Source organism: Streptomyces sp. NPDC047315 (assembly GCF_040643215.1).
GTDB lineage: Bacteria > Actinomycetota > Actinomycetes > Streptomycetales > Streptomycetaceae > Streptomyces.
Map to the genome: position 1 here is coordinate 82533 of NZ_JBEYTZ010000002.1, position 15749 is coordinate 98281.

Sequence of the window (15749 nt, forward strand, 5' to 3'; positions counted from 1 at the left end):
GCGTCGCAAACCTGTGCACAAAACCGCCGCAGCGGCCGGCTCACACGGCAGCCAGGTCCACGTCCGCCCACCGCCGGCCGTACCCCCGCAGCGTCACCGTCCGCCGGTCGTCGTCCGTGTCCCCCACGACGCGGTGGATCACCACGTGCAGCCGGTCGTCCGACAGCTCCTCGACCTTGCCGTCGCCCCACTCCACCACCACCACGGACGCGGGCAGCGAGACGTCCAGGTCCAGGTCCTCCATCTCGTCGAGCCCGCCCCCGAGGCGGTACGCGTCGACGTGCACCAGCGCGGGGCCGCCCGTCAGCGAGGGGTGGACGCGGGCGATGACGAACGTGGGCGAGGTGACCGCGCCGCGCACCCCGAGGCCCTCGCCGAGGCCGCGGGTCAGGGTCGTCTTGCCGGCGCCCAACTCGCCCGTGAGCATCACCAGGTCACCGGGGCGCAGCAGCTTCGCGAGCCGTCGCCCCAACTCCTGCATGTCGCCCGCGGAGTCCACGGCGCGGCGGTGGTCGACGGCGGGGGCGGCCGGAACGGGGGACGCGGCCGAGGCGTCAGCCGGGCGGTGCGGTGCTTCCATACGGGCCAACGTTAGCCGCTGTCGACCCGGCGCCGACCCGTGCGAGCAGGTCCGCCAGCCGGTCGGTGACGACCTCCGGGTGCTCCAGCATCACCAGGTGCCCGGCGTCCGGCACGATCACCAGCTCCGCGTCCGGCAGCAGGTCCGCGATGGCCTCGCTGTGCGAGCTGGGCGTGACCAGGTCCCGGTCCCCGGCCAGCGCCAGCACCGGGACCTCCCGGAAGACGGCGAGCGCGAGCGCCTTGTCGTGTTCGTCGAAGGCCGGGTAGAACTCCGCGACCACGTCGATCGGGGTGGACTCGATCATCCGCTCGGCGAACCGGGCAACCGCCGGATCGACGTCCCGCGACGAGAACGAGTACCGCTTGATCAGCCCGGCGAACAGGTCGGCCGTGGCGCGCCGGCCCCGCTCCACCAGCTCCGCCTGCGAACCGAGGGCGCGCAGCACCCCGGGCAGCACGCGCCGCACCGCGGCGACGCCGGCGACCGGCAGGCCGTAGTTCACCTCGCCGAGCCGTCCGCTGGAGGTGCCGACGAAGGCGGCGGCGACCACCCGGTCCCGCACCAGTTCGGGGTACTGCTCGCCGAGCGCCATCACCGTCATTCCGCCCATCGAGTGCCCGACGAGCACCAGCGGGCCCTCGGGCACCGCCGCGTCGATGACGGCCTTGAGGTCGCGGCCGAGTTGCTCGATGGAGACGGGTTCCCGGTCCGGGCCCTGCTGGGCGGCGCCGCGCGCGGAGCGGCCGTGGCTGCGCTGGTCCCAGTGGACGGTGCGGACCAGTCCGCGCAGGGCGGCGCGTTGGAAGTGCCAGGAGTCCTGGTTGAGGCAGTAGCCGTGGCTGAAGACCACCGTGACGGGGGCGGGGGCGCGGCGGCCGAAGAGCCGGCGGCGGCGCGGGCCGCGGTCCGGGTCGGCCTCGTCGACCTCGTCCACCTCGTAGTAGAGCGTGGTGCCGTCGTCGGCGAGGGCCTTGCCGGGGGTGCCGCGCAGGGCGCCGTACGGGCCGGTGGCGTCCAGGGCGAGCCGGGCCTTCTTGCGGATGCCGCGGCCGACGGTGAGGCGTTCGATCGCGACGCCCGCCGCCGCGCCCGCGGCGAGCACTCCTATCGCGGCCCCGGCGATGCCGGCGCGGCGCCAGGTGCCGGTGGCGGAAGCCGCCGCCGCTGCCGCTGCCACGGCGTCCCCCGTGCTGCTCTCGCTCACCGTGCTGCTCCTCGCTCGTCCGGCCTGGTTCGGAAGAAGGGTCCTAGAGCCTGCCTTGCGGGCCTAAGACGACCCCCAGCCTCCTTTTCCTCGATCAGGCGTTCTCATGCGCGGTCGGGCCGACCGCCCGCCGGTTCGGGCGCCTCGTCGAGTTCGGGCAGTTCGTTGAGGTGGACCCGCGGCACGCGCTTGCCGATGCGGGTGACGATCTCGTACGCGATGGTGCCCGCGGCCCGCGCCCAGTCCTCGGCCGTGGGCTCGCCGCGGTCGCCGGCGCCGAAGAGCACCGCTTCCGCGCCCTCCTGGACCTTGCGTCCGCCGAGGTCGACCACGAACTGGTCCATGGCGACGCGCCCGGCGACCGTGCCCCGCTCGCCGCCGACGAGGACGGGGCCGCGGCCGGAGGCGTGCCGCGGGACGCCGTCGGCGTAGCCGACCGGGACGAGTGCGAGGGTGGTCTCGTCGGCGGTGGCGTACGTGTGTCCGTAGCTGATCCCGTGGCCGGCGGGGACGCGCTTGGCGAGGGCGACGTGGGCGACCAGCCGCATCACGGGGCGCAGGCCGAGTTCCTGGTGGGTGCCGACCTCCGGGGACGGCGAGACGCCGTACATCGCGATGCCGGTCCTGACCAGGTCGAAGTGGGACTCGGGGAGGGTGAGCGCGGCCGGCGAGTTCGCCATGTGGCGGATCTCGGGCTCGATGCCCTCGCCCTCCGCGTACGCCAGCATCTCGCGGAAGGTGTCGAGCTGGTGGCGGATCGAGGGGTGTCCGGGCTCGTCGGCGCAGGCGAAGTGCGACCAGACGCCGGTGACCTTCACCGCGCCCTCCGCTTCGGCGGCGCGGGCGGCGGCGATCAGCTCGCGCCAGTCGGCGGGCTGGCAGCCGTTGCGGCCGAGGCCGGTGTCCGCCTTGAGCTGGACGCGGGCGGTGCGGCCGGTCTCGCGGGCCGCCGCGATCACCTCGCTCAGCGCCCACGTGCCGCTGACGCCCATGTCCAGATCGGCCTCGATGCCCTCGCGCCAGGGGCCGCCCGGCGTCCACAGCCAGCACATCAGACGGGAGTCGATGCCGGCGGCGCGCAGCGCGAGCGCCTCTTCGGGCGTGGCGGTCGCGACCCAGGTGGCGCCGGCCTGGAGCGCGGCCCGGGCGCAGGGCACGGCGCCGTGGCCGTACCCGTCCGACTTCACCACGGCCATCAGGGCGGCGCCGCGGGCGCGGGCGCGCATCGTCTCGACGTTGGCGCGCAGGGCCGCCAGGTCGATCTCCGCCCGGGCCCGGGTGTCACGGGCATGTCGGGGATGTGTGGTGGTCGGTGTGCTTTTCATCGGGCCCAGTCTCTCAGGCACCGCCGCGCCGTTGCTCGGGCGACTCCCGGTTCCCACCGGTGGCGGTGTGTGCTCGCTCGTGTCCGCTGCCCGGTGGTCCCGCTCGGGCCCGGTCAGTGGCTCACCTCATGGAACGGCGGTGCGCGCCCTTGCGCAGCCGGGCGGCCGGGACCGCGTCGGGCCGCCCCTTCGGCATCCCGTACCGCGTGCGTCTCACGCGTCCCGTACGTCCCGCCAGGCGTGGCCCAGTCCCTCCGCCACTTCGTAGGACGTCACGGGGACGCCTTTGGATGCAGCGTGGCGGGCGGCGAGTCCGTGCAGGTACGCCGCGGCCGAGCCGGCGTCGCGGGCGGTGAGGCCGGCCGCGAGGAGGGAGCCCGCGAGACCGGCGAGTACGTCGCCGCTGCCGGCCGTCGCCAGCCAGGGCGTCCCCATGGCGTTGACCCGTACGGGTGAGCGGGGGTCGGGGTCGGCGACGAGGGTCGTGGACCCCTTGAGCAGCACGGTCGCCCCGTAGCGGCCCGCCAGTTCGCGCACCGAGGCGAGGCGGCGCGCCTCCACGTCGGCGCGGGCGCTGCCGAGCAGCGCCGCGGCCTCGCCGGCGTGCGGGGTGAGCAGGGTGGGCGCCGAGCGGGCGCGCAGCCGGTCCGGGTCGACCCGGCGCAGCCCGTCGGCGTCGACGAGCACGGGCACGTCCGAGTCGAGCACGGCGTCGACGGCGTCGAGGTCGTCCCCGAGCCCGGGGCCGACGATCCACGCCTGGACGCGGCCGGCGCGCTCCGGCGGCCCGGCGTGGACCAGGGTCTCGGGGAAGCGGGTGATGACGGCGTCGGCGGCGTGGCCCACGTACCGCACCGCACCGGCGCCCCCGCGCAGCGCGCCGGCGACGGCGAGCACCGCGGCGCCGGGGTAGCGGGCCGAGCCGGCGACGACGCCGACGACGCCGCGGCGGTACTTGTCGCTGGTGGCGTCGGGCTCGGGCAGCAGCAGCGCCACGTCCTGGTGTTGCAGCGCCTCCAGCGCGGGTACGGACGGCAGCACGGCGTCGAGCCCGATGTCGACCAGTCGCACCGCGCCCGCGTGGGTGTGCGCGGGGTCGACCAGGAGCGCCGGCTCGTACGTGCCGAAGGTGACGGTGAGGTCGGCGTGGACCGCTTCCCCGCGGACCTCGCCGCTGTCGGCCTCGACGCCGCTCGGCAGGTCGACGGCGACGACGACCGCGTTCGAGCCGCGGGCGGCGCGCACGACGGGGACGGCGTCGGGGCGCAGCCCGCCGGTGCCCCCGATGCCGGTGATGCCGTCGAGCACCAGGTCGGCGGCGGCGAGCACGTCGAAGGGGTCGTCGGCCGTGCCGAGGGGGTGTCCGCCGGCCGCGGTGAGGGCGGCGAGGCCGCCCGGGTGGGCGCGGTCTGGCGCCAGCAGCACGGCGTGCACGCCCGCGCCGCGGCGGGCGAGGCGGGCGCCGGCGTACAGCGCGTCGCCGCCGTTGTCGCCGCTGCCGACGAGGACCACGACCCGTGCCCCGTACACCCGCCCCAGCAGTTCGGCGCAGGCGGCGGCCAGGCCGGCGGCGGCGCGCTGCATCAGCGCGCCGTCGGGGAGCCGGGCCATCAGTTCGGCCTCGGCGCGACGGACGGTGTCCACGGTGTGGGCGGTACGCATGGTTCCGAGTCTGCCCCAGGAGGGGCCGTGGCGCGCTGCGAGGCCCAAGTGGGGCTCGAACCGACGCAGTTGCAGCGGGAACCGCGGGCGGCCCGGCCTGCGGGCACGGGGTTGACGACACCTCAAGTCGAACTTAGGTTTGCCTTACCTAACCGGCTGCTTCCCCGGCCGGCCACCTGCGAAAGGTGTCCTGACCCATGCGCTCTGCCGCCCGCACCACGGACCACGCCACGGACCGCACGACCGCCCGCCCCGCCGCGCGCACCACGGCCCGCACCGCCGCCCGTGCCTCCGTCGCCCTGCTCGGCGCCACCGCCCTCACGCTGGGCCTCGCTTCGTCCGCGTCCGCGGCGACCGTCACCAGAACCGTGACCGACGGCGCGACGTACAACCTCTCCCTGACCGCGCCGAGCACCGCCGCCGCGGCCGGCCAGAACGTCACCGTGAGCGGCAGCGGCTACAACCCCAGCCAGGGCGTGTACGTGGGCCTGTGCGCCGTGCCCGCCGGCGTGGACGTCACCAACCCGGCGACGTGGAACGCCAAGCCCACGCCGTGTCTGGGCGGCCAGGACCAGTCGGGCACCACCGGCGCGTCGCACTGGGTCAACAGCGACTGGTGGTGGATGGCCCCGAACAACTCCTCGCCGTACACCGTCTCGAACAACCGCGGCAGCTTCTCCGTACAGATCCACGTGAAAGCACAGGTCTCCGCGGGCGTCACCTGCGGTCAGTCCGGTGTGACCTGTGCGATCGTCACCCGCGCCGACCACTTCGACACCAACGACCGGAAGTACGACGTCTACGTCCCGGTGACGTTCTCCTAAGCCATGCCCAACACTCGTCCCACGGGCACCACGAGCCCCGGTCGCGCCCGCCGCATCCGGCGGTGCGCGGTCGGGGCCGTGGCCGCGCCCCTGCTGCTGTTCGCCTCGGTGGCGGCGGCCACGCCTTCCGCCGCTTCGGCCACCGCCGCCCCCGCGGCGTCCCCCGGTGAGGCCACCGGTCCCACCGGCCAGAAGCTGACCGTCTCCGCGACGCAGGACATCGACCCCGCCGGCCAGAAAGTCACCGTCACCGGCACCGGCTACGACGTCGCCAAAGGCATCTATCTCGCCGTCTGCCACGTCCCCGAACGCGGCAAGGAGCCGAGCCCCTGCCTCGGCGGCACCGACTTCTCCGGCGCCTCCGGCTCCTCGTACTGGATCTCCAACAACCCGCCCGACTACGGCCGGGACCTGGTCAAGAAGTTCACCGTCGGCGCCGACGGCAAGGGCAGCTTCACCCTTCAGCTGACCGTCAAGGCCAAGGACAGCAGCGCCGACTGCACCCGGGCCAGGTGCGCCGTCGTCACCCGCGCCGACCACACCCATCTGGCCGAGCGCGACCAGGACGTCGTCGTCCCGGTCGCCTTCGCCGCCGGCGGCGGCACCCCGACGCCCGAAGTGCCGCCCGGCACCGTGCGCCACCAGACCGTGCGCACGCTCGCACCGGCCGGCGGCGCGGCGCAGCACGTGGCCGTCGACGCGAAGGCGGGACGGCTGTACGTCGCCGTCGACAGCGGCAGCGCACGCCGGCTCGTCACGTACGCCACCGCCACCGGCGAGGTCGTCGGCGCGCCCGTGCCGCTGCCCGACGCCGTCACCGCGATGGCGCTGGACGCCCGGGCGGGCACCCTGCACCTGGCGCTGGGCAACCGGCTCGCCACGTACGACACGGCGGGCGGACGCCTCACCGACAACCGGGCGGAACTGCCAGGCAACGTCAACCTGCTGGCCGTCGACCCCGGCGCGGGCCGCCTGTACGTCGCCGTCCAGCCGACGAAGTCGGTGGCGGTCTACGACACCGGGAACTGGCGGCCCGTCGGCACGCCGATCGCGTACCCCTGGCCGGTGGCCGGGCTCGCCGTCGACACCGCGGCGCGCCGCGGCTACGCGACGTACGTCGGCCCGAACACCTCGACGAGCCCCATGACCTTCTTCAACATGCTGAACGCGATCGACGGCAGGACCGGGCGGGCCGTGGGCACTCCGCTCAGCCTCGGCACCACCGCGCTCGGCAGCATGGGCGTCACGGTCGACCCCACCACCCGCACCGGATACGTCGCCAACCTCGCGGCGGGCACCGTCTTCTCCGTCGACCTGGCGGCGAACGAGGTGACCGGCACGCTCGCGGTCGGCGCCAACCCGAAGGCGCTGGCTTACGACGCGACGACCCGCACGCTGTACGCGGCGCAGACCACGGCGCCGACGGTGGCGGCGGTCGACGTGCGGAAGGGCGCGATCAGCGAGGCGCTGAAGGTCGGGGACCGGCCGTCCGCGCTGGCCCTGGACGAACGCACGCACACGCTGTTCACGGTCGCGGACGGCAAGGTGACGCAGACCCAGCGCCGGGTCTCCCCCGCGGTGACCGCGGCGCCGAAGGCGGTCACGGTCACCGCGGGGCAGCCGGCGACCTTCACCGCGGCCGGCACCGGCACCCCGGCACCGACCGTGAGCTGGGAGGTCAGCGCGGACGGCACGGCGTGGCAGCGCGTCGCCGGGGCGGCGGGCACGGGTCGAACGCTGACGTTCAAGGCGACGGAGCGGCATGACGGCAACCGGTACCGGGCGGTGCTGTCGAACGCGGTGGGTTCGACGCGGACGCAGCCGGCGGTCCTGAAGGTGACGCCGACGCCGACGCCTGCGCGTCCGTCGCCGCCGCCGTCGTCTGACCCGCCGGTTGCGGACCCCCCGGCCGGGGACCCGCCGGTCGGTGACCCGCCGTCCGCCACGACCGGTGGCACCGGCGGGGGCCTCGCGCCGGCGGGCAGCGAGGGCGGCGGCGGCTCGCTCGCCGCGACGGGCTCGTCTGCGCTCCCGCTGGCGGCGACAGCGGCGGCGCTGACGGCCGCGGGCGCGACGCTGCTCCTCCTCCACCGCCGCCGCCATCGGTAGAGCCGCAGCCCTGACAAACCCGCCGTTGCTCTGCGGCTGCGCTGGTCTCCGCGCCCCGGTGGTGGGTTGCTCGCGCAGTTCCCCGCGCCCCTAAACACCTCCGCCCCAGCCCGCAGACGAGTGACGGGGGCAGCGTGGCGCTGGGGGTCCCCCCACGCCCTCTGGGCGTAGGGGGCGGAACTGCGCGACCATCACTCGCCTGCGGGCTGAGGCAAGGAGGTTGGGGGCGCGGGGAACTGCGCGAACAACCCACCACCGGCCGGTAGAAAACAACCGGCCCGCAGAACAACGGCGCAGACGCCCAGGGGCGCGGGGAACTGCGCGAACAACCCACCACCGGCCGGTAGAAAACAACCGGCCCGCAGAGCAACGGCGCGATCCTGGGGGCGCGGGGAACTGCGCGAGCAGCCCACCACCGGCCGGTAGAAAACAACCAGCCCGCAGAACAACAGCGCGATCCTGGGGGCGCGAGGAACTGCGCGAACAACCCACCACCGGCCGGTAGAAAACAACCGGCCCGCAGAGCAACGGCGCGATCCTGGGGGCGCGGGGAACTGCGCGAACAACCCACCACCGGGCCGCAGAGACCAACGTCCCCGGCAGCGCAACGGCGCAGACGTCCAGGGGCGCGAGGAACTGCGCGAGCAGCCCACCACCGGGCCGCGGGGACCAGCGCACTCGCAGGGCAACGGCGGCCAGGTCCACCACCGCCCAGCACAGCGCAGCGTCCTACCCCTCCGCGATGACCACCGCCGAGGCCACCCCCGCGTCGTGGCTCAGCGACACGTGCCACGACCGCACCCCCAATGCCTCCGCCCGCGCCTCCACCGTCCCCCGCACCCGCAGCCGCGGGCGGCCCGATTCCTCCACGTACACCTCCGCGTCCGTCCACAGCAGGCCCGCCGGCGCGCCCAGCGCCTTCGCCACCGCCTCCTTCGCCGCGAAGCGCGCCGCCAGCGAGGCGTAACCGCGCCGTTCGCCGCTCGGCAGCAGCAACTCCCGCTCCAGGAAGAGCCTCGTCGCCATGCCCGGCGTACGCCGCAGCGACGCCGCGAACCGGTCGATCTCGGCGACGTCGATCCCCACCCCGATAATCATGTGCTCACTCCACCGTCACGGACTTCGCCAAATTGCGCGGCTGATCGACCTCATTGTCCCGGGCCGTCGCCAACTCGCACGCGAAGACCTGCAACGGCACGGTCGCCACCAGCGGCTGGAGCAGCGTCGGGGTCACCGGCACCCGGATCAGGTGGTCCGCGTACGGCACCACCACCTCGTCGCCCTCCTCCGCGATCACGATGGTGCGCGCACCGCGCGCCCGGATCTCCTGGATGTTGGAGACGACCTTGTCGTGGAGGACGGAACGCCCGCTCGGCGACGGCACCACCACGACCACCGGCAGCCCCGGCTCGACCAGCGCGATCGGCCCGTGCTTCAACTCGCCCGCGGCGAAGCCCTCCGCGTGCATGTACGCGAGTTCCTTCAGCTTCAGCGCGCCTTCCAGCGCCACCGGGTAGCCCACGTGCCGGCCCAGGAAGAGGACCGTGTCCTGGTCGGCGAGGGAACGGGCGAGCTCCCGTACCGGTTCCATCGTCGTGAGGACGCGCTCCACCGCCTCGGAGATCCGCGCCAGGTCCCGGACGACCGCCCGGACCTCGTCGCCCCACGTGGTGCCGCGCGCCTGCCCCAGGTAGAGCGCGACGAGGTAGCAGGCGACCAGTTGGGTGAGGAACGCCTTCGTCGAGGCGACCGCGACCTCCGGCCCGGCGTGGGTGTAGAGCACCGCGTCGGACTCGCGCGGGATCGTCGAGCCGTTCGCGTTGCAGATCGCCAGCACCTGCGCGCCCTGCTCCCGCGCGTGCCGCACCGCCATCAGGGTGTCCATGGTCTCCCCGGACTGGGAGATCGCGATCACCAAGGACCGCCGGTCCAGGATCGGGTCGCGGTAGCGGAACTCGCTCGCGAGCTCCACCTCGCACGGGATGCGGGTCCAGTGCTCCACCGCGTACTTGGCGATCAGCCCGGCGTGGAAGGCGGTGCCGCACGCCACCACCACGACCTTCTCCGTCGACCGCAGCACCGACGCCGGGATGCGCACCTCGTCCAGCGTCAGTGCGCCGTCCTCGTCGATCCGGCCGAGCAGGGTGTCCGCCACCGCCTTCGGCTGCTCGGCGATCTCCTTGAGCATGAAGGAGGGGTAGCCGCCCTTCTCGGCCGCGGACGCGTCCCAGTCGACGTGGTACGGCCGCACGTCCGCGGGCGCCCCCTCGAAGTCGGTGACCTGGACGCCCTCCCGGCGCAGCTCCACCACCTGGTCCTGGCCCAGCTCGATCGCCGAGCGCGTGTGGTCGATGAAGGCGGACACGTCGGACGCGAGGAAGGACTCGCCCTCCCCCACCCCCACCACCAGCGGGGAGTTGCGGCGCGCCCCCACGACCGTGTCGGGCTCGTCCGCGACCACCGCGACCAGGGTGAACGCGCCCTGGAGCCGTCGGCACACCTGACGCATCGACTCCGTCAGGTCCCCGCAGGAGGAGTACGACTCGGCGAGCAGGTGCGCCACGACCTCGGTGTCCGTCTCGGAGGCCAGGTCGTGGCCGCGGGCGGCCAGCTCGGCGCGGAGCGCGGCGAAGTTCTCGATGATGCCGTTGTGGACGACGGCGACCCGGCCCGCGTTGTCCAGGTGCGGATGGGCGTTCGCGTCGGTCGGTGCGCCGTGGGTGGCCCAGCGGGTGTGTCCGATTGCCGTGGAGCCGGTCGGCAGGGGCCGCTCCACCAGGGCCTTCTCCAGGTTGACCAGCTTTCCGGCGCGCTTGGCCGCGGCGAGCCCGCCGTCGGCGAGCACGGCGACGCCCGCGGAGTCGTAGCCGCGGTACTCCAGTCGCTTCAGCCCGGCGACGACCACGTCGAGCGCCGACTGTCCACCGACATATCCCACGATTCCGCACATGCGGCGCAGCCTACGTCCGCGGCGGCGCACGGCCCGGGTGCGACCCGGACGGCATCCGTCGGCCACCCGCGTGACCGAGCACACGGCCCGCGTACCGGCCGGTTCCCCGACAATGTCCCTGTGATCACGTCGCCGCCGAACAGCACCCATCGCCGGGCCAACGAGCACGCGGCCACCCCGTACGTGGACCTGACCCGCGCCGAGTGGAGCGCGCTGCGCGACAGGACCCCGCTGCCGCTGACCGCCGAGGAGGTGGAGCAGCTGCGCGGGCTGGGCGACGTGATCGACCTGGACGAGGTGCGGGACGTCTATCTGCCGCTGTCGCGGCTGCTGAACCTGTACGTACGGGCCACCGGCGAGCTGCGGGGCGCGCTCAACACCTTCCTGGGGGCGGCGGGCGGCGGCCAGGGCGCGCAGCGCGGCACCCCGTTCGTCATAGGGGTCGCGGGCTCGGTCGCCGTCGGGAAGTCGACGGTCGCCCGGCTGCTGCGGGCGCTGTTGGCGCGCTGGCCCGAGCACCCGCGCGTGGAGCTGGTCACCACGGACGGGTTCCTGCTGCCGATGAAGGAGCTCCAGGCCCGCGGGCTGATGTCGCGGAAGGGGTTCCCCGAGTCGTACGACCGGCGCGCCCTGACCCGTTTCGTCGCCGACATCAAGGCGGGCAAGGACGAGGTGACCGCGCCCGTCTACTCGCACCTCACGTACGACATCGTCCCCGGCGAACGCCTCGTCGTGCGCCGCCCCGACATCCTCATCGTCGAGGGCCTGAACGTGCTCCAGCCGGCGCTGCCGGGCAAGGACGGCCGCACCCGGGTGGGCCTCGCGGACTACTTCGACTTCTCCGTGTACGTGGACGCCCGACCCGAGGACATCGAGCGCTGGTACCTCAGGCGCTTCCGGGCGCTGCGCGAGACCGCGTTCCGGGACCCCTCCTCGTACTTCCGCAAGTACACGCAGGTGTCCGAGGACGAGGCGCTGGAGTACGCCCGCACGATGTGGCGCACCATCAACAAGCCCAACCTGCTGGAGAACGTGGCGCCGACCCGCGGGCGTGCCACCCTGATCCTGCGCAAGGGCCCCGACCACAAGGTCCAGCGGCTGTCCCTGCGCAAGCTCTGAGGAGTCCGGCGTGCTGCACGTACGACTGATCACCCCGACCGACCGCACCGACGAGGTCGTGCGGCTGATCGAGGACACCCCGGGCACGGCCCACGTCGCGGTCCTGCCCGGCGCCGCCCGCAACCCGGCGGGCGACGTGGTCCTGTGCGACGTGGCACGCGAGGCGGGCGACCAATTGATCGGCGGCCTGCGCTCCCTCGGCGTCGACGAGACCGGCTCGATCGCGGTCGACGACATCCACCTGTCCCTGTCCCGCCGCGCCGACAAGGCGGAGGCCGAGGCCCCCGGGGAGGCGGCGGACGCGGTGCTGTGGGAGCACCTGGAGGACGCCACCCACGAGGAGTCCACCCTCTCCGCCACGTACCTCGCCTTCATGACGGTGGCCACGATGATCGCGGCCTGCGGCGTCGTGCTGGACAACGCGATCCTCATCGTGGGCGCGATGGCGGTCGGCCCCGAGTTCGGCCCCCTGGCCGGCATCTCCACCTCCCTGGTCCGCCGCACCCCCCGCCTCGCCGTGCGCTCCCTGCTCGCCCTGCTCGTCGGCTTCGCGACGGCGATGGTCGTCACGGTCGGCTTCAGCCACCTGATGACCGGGCTCGACCTCTTCCACGCCGCGGACCTGGAGGCCCCCCGCCCCAACACGAACTTCATCTACCAGCCGGACGCCTTCTCCTTCGTCGTCGCCATCCTCGCCGGCATCGCCGGCACCCTCTCCCTCACCTCGGCGAAGTCCGGCGCGCTCGTCGGCGTCGCGATCTCCGTGACGACGATCCCGGCGGCGGCGAACGCGGCGGTCGCCTTCAGCTTCGACGAGTACCGCCAGGCGTGGGGCTCCACGGAACAACTCCTCCTCAACCTCCTCGGCATCACCCTCGCCGGCACCCTGACGCTCCTGGCCCAAAAACTCTTCTGGGCCCCGCGCAAGCCGTGACCTGCAGGGCGCGCCGCTCAGTTGAGGAGCAGCAGCGCGTCACCCGGGTCTCCCCACCGCCCGCGCGCACGCGCGCACGTACTCGTGGACCAGTTCGCGGCGGTCGTCCGCGCGCCAGGCCAGGGCGAAGCGGCTGGGGGCGAGGTCGGGGACCTCGCGGGTGACGACCTGGCCGAGGGTGATCAGGGGGGCGTTGCCGGCCGCGAGGAGGACCACGCCGAGGCCGGCGACCAGGGCCTCGTACGTCTCCTCGGTGCTCGCCACCTCCGCGCCGACGCGCGGCGGGCGGCCGGCGCGGGCGTCGAGGGCGAGCCAGTAGTCGCGCAGCGGGCCGGCGCTCTCGGGGAGGGCGAGGAAGGGCTCGTCCAGCAGGTCGGCGAAGGGGACGGCGGGCTTCGCGGCCAGCGGGTGGGTCTCGGGGAGGGCGACCAGGCGGGGCTCCTCGGCGAGAACCAGCCAGCGGTAGCGCTCCGGGTCGGGCAGCGGCAGCCAGACGAACGCGGCGTCGCTGGAGCCGTCGGCGAGGCCGGCGGTCGGGTCGTGCCACGGGACCTGGCGCAGCGACACGCGGGCGGCGGGACGGACCGCGGTGAAGCGGGAGCGGATCGCCGGCAGGACGCCCCCGCGCCCGGGGCTGGTGCTCATGCCCAGGACGAGGACCGCCGCCCGGTCGGCGACGGCGCGGGAGACCGCGTCCCGCGCCCCGTCCCACTCGGCGAGCATCCGCCGCGCGTACGGCAGCAGCGCCGCGCCGACCTCGCTGAGCCGGACCTCCCGCCGGTCCCGCTCGAACAGCGCGGCTCCCACCTGTTTCTCCAGCATTCTGATCTGCTTGCTCAGCGCGGGCTGCGAGACGTACAGCCGCTCGGCCGCGCGGGTGAAGTGCAGTTCCTCGGCGACCGCGACGAAGTACCGCAGGTCCCGTCCGTGAACGTCCATAACCATCGGCTATCACGACGTGACTTGGACGGACAACTGGCTTTCCCTGCACGGTGGTTGGCAACACGCAGGACGGGCGACGAACGAGGGAGCGGAACATGAACAGGGTCTGGCTGGTCACCGGTGCGAGCAGCGGCTTCGGACGCGCCCTCACCGAAGCCGCGGTGGCCGCCGGTGACGTCGTGGTCGCCGCCGCCCGCCGCACCGCGCTCCTGGACGACCTCGTCGCCGCCCACCCCGACCAGGTCGAGGCGCTGCCGCTGGACGTCACCGACACCGCGGCCGTCGGCGCCGCCGTAGACGGGGTGGTGTCCCGGCACGGACGCATCGACGTCCTGGTGAACAACGCCGGACGCGGCCTGGTCGGCGCGGTCGAGGAGACCACCGAAGAGGAGTTGCGGGACCTGATGGACCTGCACTTCTTCGGCCCCCTCGCGCTCACCCGGGCCGCGCTGCCGCACATGCGGCGCCGCGGCACCGGCGCCGTCGTGCAGCTGAGCAGCATGGGCGGCCGGTTCGCGTTCGCCGGCGTCGGCGGCTACTGCGCCACCAAGTTCGCCCTGGAGGGGCTCTCCGAAGCCCTGGCCGCCGAGGTCGCCCCGCACGGCATCCGGGTGCTGATCGTGGAGCCCGGCGCCTTCCGCACCGGCTTCGCCGGCGCCGGCGCGCTCCAGCAGTCCACGGCGCTGGACGTCTACAAGGACACCGTGGGCCCGGTCCGCACCGGCCTCGCGAGCGGCAGCGGCCAGGAGCCCGGCGACCCGGCCAAGGCCGCCGCCGCGATCCTCACCGCGCTGGACTCCGACGAGCCCCCGCTGCGGCTGCCGCTCGGCAACGACGCCGCGGACGCGATCACCGGCCAACTCGACCGCGCCCGGGCCGAACTCCGCACCTGGGAAGCGCTCGCCCGCTCCACCGACTTCGACTCCTGACGCCCGGGACGCGTACGGTTTCGGAATCCCGGCTCCGAAACGAGGTCCGCCCCCGGATGCAGCCCGCACCCACCGAGCGCCTGACCGCCCACCGGAAGGTCGCGACCGCCCTCGCCCCGCTCGGCGACCGCCAACTCGCCGAACTCCTCTCGACAGCCCGCCCCCTCGGCTCCGGCATCGGCGGCACGTCCGCCCTGCTGGAGCTGGACGGGGTGCCCGTCTTCGTCAAGCGCGTCCCGGTGACGGACACCGAACGGCGGCCCGAGCACCGGCACTCCACGGCGAACCTCTTCGGCCTCCCGCCGTACTGCCAGTACGGCATGGGCCACCCCGGCAGCCCCGGCTTCGGGGCGTGGCGCGAGCTGGCCACCCACACCGCGACCACCGCCTGGGTGCTCACCGGCGGCCCCGACGCCTTCCCCCTCACCCACCACTGGCGGGTCCTGCCGGACGCCCCGCCCGCGCTCCCGGACGAACTCGCCGACGTGGACCGCGCCGTCGCCTACTGGGGCGGCGGCGCGGGCGTACGGCGACGCATCGAGGAGCTGGCGCAGTCCTCCGCGAGCCTGGTGCTCTTCTTGGAGCACGTCCCCCGCACGCTCCACGACCACCTCGCCGAAGAGCTGCGCTCGGGCGACGAGCAACGCGCAGACGAGGCCGTACGGCGGACGGAACGTCAGCTTGCCGCCGGCGTCACCGCCATGAACGACCACGGGCTGCTGCACTTCGACGCGCACTTCCGCAACGTCCTCACCGACGGACGCCGCCTGTACTTCGCCGACTTCGGCCTCGCCCTCTCGCCCCGCTTCGACCTCTCCCCCGCCGAGGGCGACTTCCTCGCCGCGCACACCACCCACGACCGCGCCTACGCCATGAGCTATCTGGTCAACTGGCTGATCACCACCGTGTACGGGCACGACCGCACCGAACGCGAAGCGCTCGTCCACGCCTGCGCGCAAGGGGAACGGGCCCCGGACGGCCCCGCCGCGGTCCGGGCCGTGATCGAACGTCACGCGCCGGTCGCCGCCCTCGTCACCGACTTCTACGGCCACTTCGCCGACAGGAACCGCGAGACCCCGTACCCCGCCGAAGCAATCAGCCGGGCCCTGGCCACTCTGACGCCCTGACGCCCTGACGCCCTCGAAGACGCACGAAGGGGCCCGCACCC

The 15749-nt window shown here is 74.1% G+C and carries 13 protein-coding genes; 6 read left to right on the top strand and 7 right to left on the bottom strand.

The features are described from left to right. Nucleotides 1–40: 40 nt before the first annotated feature. The 4 genes from tsaE to ABZ842_RS02215 form a co-directional block, all read right to left on the bottom strand. The gene (gene tsaE, locus ABZ842_RS02200; RefSeq protein ID WP_361530189.1) at nt 41–580 is read right to left on the bottom strand and encodes a tRNA (adenosine(37)-N6)-threonylcarbamoyltransferase complex ATPase subunit type 1 TsaE; all 540 of its coding nucleotides are present in this window, start codon (nt 578–580) and stop codon (nt 41–43) included. Next, entirely contained in the window at nt 555–1787 is a 1233-nt protein-coding gene (locus ABZ842_RS02205) for an alpha/beta hydrolase (protein ID WP_361530193.1), read from the bottom strand. The genes tsaE and ABZ842_RS02205 overlap by 26 nt, the downstream gene beginning before the upstream one ends. 104 nt (nt 1788–1891) lie before the next feature. Further along, nucleotides 1892–3112 (bottom strand): alanine racemase, encoded by a 1221-nt coding sequence (alr, locus tag ABZ842_RS02210; protein WP_361530196.1) that lies wholly within the window; start codon nt 3110–3112, stop codon nt 1892–1894. A 213-nt stretch (nt 3113–3325) separates the two neighbouring features. Then, the gene (locus ABZ842_RS02215) at nt 3326–4774 is read right to left on the bottom strand and encodes an NAD(P)H-hydrate dehydratase (protein ID WP_361530199.1); all 1449 of its coding nucleotides are present in this window, start codon (nt 4772–4774) and stop codon (nt 3326–3328) included. 197 nt (nt 4775–4971) lie between these two features. Between ABZ842_RS02215 and ABZ842_RS02220 the strand changes: the two genes are divergently transcribed. Both ABZ842_RS02220 and ABZ842_RS02225 read left to right on the top strand, forming a co-directional pair. Next, entirely contained in the window at nt 4972–5598 is a 627-nt protein-coding gene (locus ABZ842_RS02220) for a hypothetical protein (RefSeq protein WP_361530202.1), read from the top strand. A 3-nt stretch (nt 5599–5601) separates the two neighbouring features. Further along, nucleotides 5602–7707: an endoglucanase gene (locus ABZ842_RS02225; RefSeq protein ID WP_361530205.1), complete on the top strand. Its 2106-nt coding sequence runs from the start codon at nt 5602–5604 to the stop codon at nt 7705–7707. Between the two features lie 729 nt (nt 7708–8436). On the opposite strand, the gene ABZ842_RS02230 is transcribed toward ABZ842_RS02225, so the two are convergent. Together ABZ842_RS02230 and glmS are read right to left on the bottom strand one after the other, a co-directional pair. Continuing rightward, entirely contained in the window at nt 8437–8805 is a 369-nt protein-coding gene (locus ABZ842_RS02230) for a holo-ACP synthase (RefSeq protein WP_361530208.1), read from the bottom strand. 4 nt (nt 8806–8809) lie between these two features. Next, nucleotides 8810–10657 carry a glutamine--fructose-6-phosphate transaminase (isomerizing) gene (glmS, locus tag ABZ842_RS02235; protein ID WP_361530211.1) on the bottom strand — a complete coding sequence of 616 codons (1848 nt, stop codon included), beginning with the start codon at nt 10655–10657 and terminating at the stop codon, nt 8810–8812. A 120-nt stretch (nt 10658–10777) separates the two neighbouring features. Here glmS and coaA point away from each other — a divergent pair, with 120 nt between their 5' ends. Both coaA and ABZ842_RS02245 read left to right on the top strand, forming a co-directional pair. Next, on the top strand, nt 10778–11776 hold the full coding sequence (gene coaA, locus ABZ842_RS02240) for a type I pantothenate kinase (RefSeq protein ID WP_361530214.1): 999 nt from the start codon (nt 10778–10780) through the stop codon (nt 11774–11776). A 10-nt stretch (nt 11777–11786) separates the two neighbouring features. Next, nucleotides 11787–12710: a DUF389 domain-containing protein gene (locus ABZ842_RS02245; protein WP_361530217.1), complete on the top strand. Its 924-nt coding sequence runs from the start codon at nt 11787–11789 to the stop codon at nt 12708–12710. A 39-nt stretch (nt 12711–12749) separates the two neighbouring features. On the opposite strand, the gene ABZ842_RS02250 is transcribed toward ABZ842_RS02245, so the two are convergent. After that, nucleotides 12750–13655, bottom strand: coding sequence for a LysR substrate-binding domain-containing protein (locus tag ABZ842_RS02250; RefSeq protein WP_361530220.1), 906 nt, complete (start codon nt 13653–13655; stop codon nt 12750–12752). Between the two features lie 92 nt (nt 13656–13747). On the opposite strand from ABZ842_RS02250, the gene ABZ842_RS02255 reads away from it, so the two are divergent. After that, complete coding sequence (locus tag ABZ842_RS02255) at nt 13748–14581, top strand: oxidoreductase (protein ID WP_361530223.1); 834 nt, start codon at nt 13748–13750, stop codon at nt 14579–14581. A gap of 56 nt (nt 14582–14637) precedes the next feature. Continuing rightward, nucleotides 14638–15708, top strand: a complete 1071-nt coding sequence (locus ABZ842_RS02260) for a protein kinase family protein (RefSeq protein WP_361530226.1) — start codon at nt 14638–14640, stop codon at nt 15706–15708. Nucleotides 15709–15749: the final 41 nt, after the last annotated feature.